Source organism: Stenotrophomonas sp. HMWF023, from assembly GCF_003060985.1.
Taxonomy (GTDB): domain Bacteria; phylum Pseudomonadota; class Gammaproteobacteria; order Xanthomonadales; family Xanthomonadaceae; genus Stenotrophomonas; species Stenotrophomonas lactitubi.
This window is the reverse complement of sequence record NZ_QAIJ01000204.1, coordinates 16,239-19,051: the sequence shown is the minus strand read 5'-3', so window position 1 is coordinate 19,051 and position 2,813 is coordinate 16,239. Positions and strand designations below refer to the sequence as shown.

The 2,813-nt window shown below is 67.5% G+C and carries 2 protein-coding genes; one reads left to right on the top strand and one right to left on the bottom strand.

Translation table 11 applies throughout. The annotated features are described in order from the left end of the window. Window positions 1-408: 408 nt before the first annotated feature. Window positions 409-1,707, bottom strand: coding sequence for a lipid IV(A) 3-deoxy-D-manno-octulosonic acid transferase (waaA, locus tag DBR20_RS11075; protein WP_100553503.1), 1,299 nt, complete (start codon window positions 1,705-1,707; stop codon window positions 409-411). A 60-nt stretch (window positions 1,708-1,767) separates the two neighbouring features. On the opposite strand from waaA, the gene DBR20_RS11070 reads away from it, so the two are divergent. Further along, window positions 1,768-2,685, top strand: coding sequence for an LpxL/LpxP family Kdo(2)-lipid IV(A) lauroyl/palmitoleoyl acyltransferase (locus tag DBR20_RS11070; RefSeq protein WP_108266223.1), 918 nt, complete (start codon window positions 1,768-1,770; stop codon window positions 2,683-2,685). Window positions 2,686-2,813: the final 128 nt, after the last annotated feature.

Sequence of the window (2,813 nt, the reverse complement as noted above, 5' to 3'; positions counted from 1 at the left end):
GCAACAGGCTGAGAACAATGGCGGGCCCCGCCTGCGCCGCCGTGTACTGGCCGACCAGGGCGACAACGCTGCCACCCATCAGCAGGGTCAGTGCCACCACCAGCAGATGGTCGGTGCCCAGCCCTCCGGTCTTCGCGCTGTTCTGCAGCCCGTCTCCGTTGTCGCCGATCATTCAAAGCTCCCTTGATGTCGTCCAAGCGTGGTCGACAACAGGCTGGCAGCCTGACGCGGTAGGCGGAATCGGAATCTGCGCCATACGAATGATGATGTGACAGCTTGCACGCCGCGGACGGCGGGAGCGGTCCGGCTACGACAGATTCAACGCCATCAAGCGGGCTTGATGCAGGCGATCACGACAGAGCAAAGGCCGGGTCGGCCTTGAGACGCCCGACGGCGTCAGGCAGCGTCTCAGGCCAGCGGTGGCGGCAGGTGCGGAGCCACCAGCTGCAGGGTCCGTTGCAGCGCGCCGCGCCCATTGCTGACCAGCGTGCAACCGGCGCGGGCCATGTCCTCGCGCGCCTGCGCGTCATCGAGCAGGTGCAGCAGCAGATCGCCGACCGCCTGCGCGTCCTCGCCGATCAGCAGTGCACCGGCCTCACGCATGCGCCGCGAGATCTCGGCGAAGTTGTGCAGGTGCGGGCCGGTCACCGCTGCAGTGCCCATTGCCGCAGGCTCCAGCAGGTTGTGGCCGCCGATGGCCTGCAGGCTGCCACCGACGAAGGCAACCTGGGCACAGCCGTAGAACGGCATCAGTTCGCCCAGCGTGTCGATGACGAAGACATCGCTGCCTGCCCCTGGCCACTGCTGCGCGCGCCGCGTCGCCACGCTCCAGCCCTGCTCGCGGGCCAGCGCCTCCACCTTGGGAAAGCGCTCGGGATGCCGCGGCGCCCACAGCAGCAGCAGGTCCGGGTGCTGCTGGCGCAGACGGCGGTGCAGGTCGATCACCGCCTGCTCTTCGCCATCATGGGTGCTGGCCGCGATCCACACCGGGCGCGTGGCCGGTACATGGGCATGGAACTGTTCGATGAAGGGCTGCACGTCCGGCGTGGCGATGTCGAACTTCAGGTTGCCCAGCGCCTGCACCTGTTCCGGCGCCGCACCCAGCTGCACGAAGCGTGCGGCGTCATCCTGCGATTGTGCGGCCACGCAGGTGACCGTACGCAGCGCACGCCGGATCAGTGCTGCCAGCACCCGGTAGCCGCGCAACGACCGTGCCGACAGGCGCGCATTGAGGATGTAGACCGGAATGCGACGGTCGCGGCAGCCGAACAGCATGTTCGGCCACAGCTCGGTTTCCAGGATCAGCGCCAGGCTGGGCTGGAAGTGACCGAGGAAGCGGTTGACGCTGCCCGGCACGTCATACGGCAGGTACACGTGGTCGAGCGCATCGCCCCACAGCGCGCGCACCCGTTCCGAGCCGGTCGGGGTGATGGTGGTGATGACCCAGCGGATGTCCGGCCGCTGCTCGCGCAGCGCATTGACCAGCGGCGCAGCGGCGTTGACCTCGCCCACCGAGACGGCATGCAGCCAGACCCGCGGCTGGCCGCTCGGCTGCGGATAGGACGCATAGCGTTCATCCCAGCGCCGGAAGTATTCACGGACCCGGAAGCCGCGCCAGACCAGGTGGTACACGGTGATCGGCAGCAGGAGGTACAGCACGGCCGAGTACAGGCCACGCAGGATCCATTCGACAGGGTCTTTACGCATGCGGCAAGGATACGGGAGCCCCCCGGGAAAGACACGCGGCCGGGTTGGTAGAATGGCGGCATGTCCGATGCCACCACCGCCGTCCGTCCGTCGCTGCGTGATCCACGCAACTGGCCGATGTTTGCCGTCATGTTCACTGCCTTCGGGATCGCCCGGCTGCCGTGGATGCTGCAGCGCGTGCTCGGCCGCGGGGTCGGCTCGATCGCCTGGCGCCTGGCCGGCAGCCGCCGCCATGCCGCCGAGGTCAACCTCAAGCTGTGCTTCCCCGAGAAGGACGAGGCCTGGCGCAAGCGCCTGGTGCGCGACAGCTTCGACGCACTGGGCGTGGGCATCTTCGAATGCGCGCGCTCCTGGTGGGGCAGCATCGACAGCATCCGCCCGCAGGTGCACATCGAAGGGCTGGAACACCTCAAGCAGATGCAGGCCGAGGGCCGCGGCGTGCTGCTGGTCTCGGGCCACTTCATGACCCTGGAGATGTGCGGCCGCCTGCTGTGCGACCACGTCGACCTGTCCGGCATGTACCGCAAGCACAAGAACCCGGTGTACGAGTGGGCGGTGAAGTTCGGCCGCCTGCGCTACGCCAAGGCGATGTACGCCAACGAGGACATCCGCGCGACGGTGCGCCACCTGAAGAAGGGCGGCTTCCTCTGGTACGCGCCCGACCAGGACATGCGCGGCAAGGACACGGTGTTCGTGCCGTTCTTCGGCCACACCGCATCCACCATCACCGCGACCCACCAGCTGGCGCGGATGACCGGTTGTGCGGTCATCCCCTACTTCCATCGCCGCGAAGGCGGGAAGTACTTCCTGAAGATCGGCGCGCCGCTGGAGAACTTCCCCAGCGAAGACGTTGAGGCCGATACCGCGCGGGTCAACCAGGCCATCGAAGAGATGGTGCGCGAGGCACCAGACCAGTACCTGTGGATCCACCGCCGCTTCAAGCGCCAGCCCGGCGGGCGGAGCGATTTCTACAAGTGATATGACGGGCGGTAGGGAACGCCCCATCCACGCATGGCGTGGATCTACTGATCGGCGGCTGGCTTCATCCACGCATGGCGTGGATGCGGACATTACGCGGCGCGCGGCAGATCGTCCGGTTCGCGCGC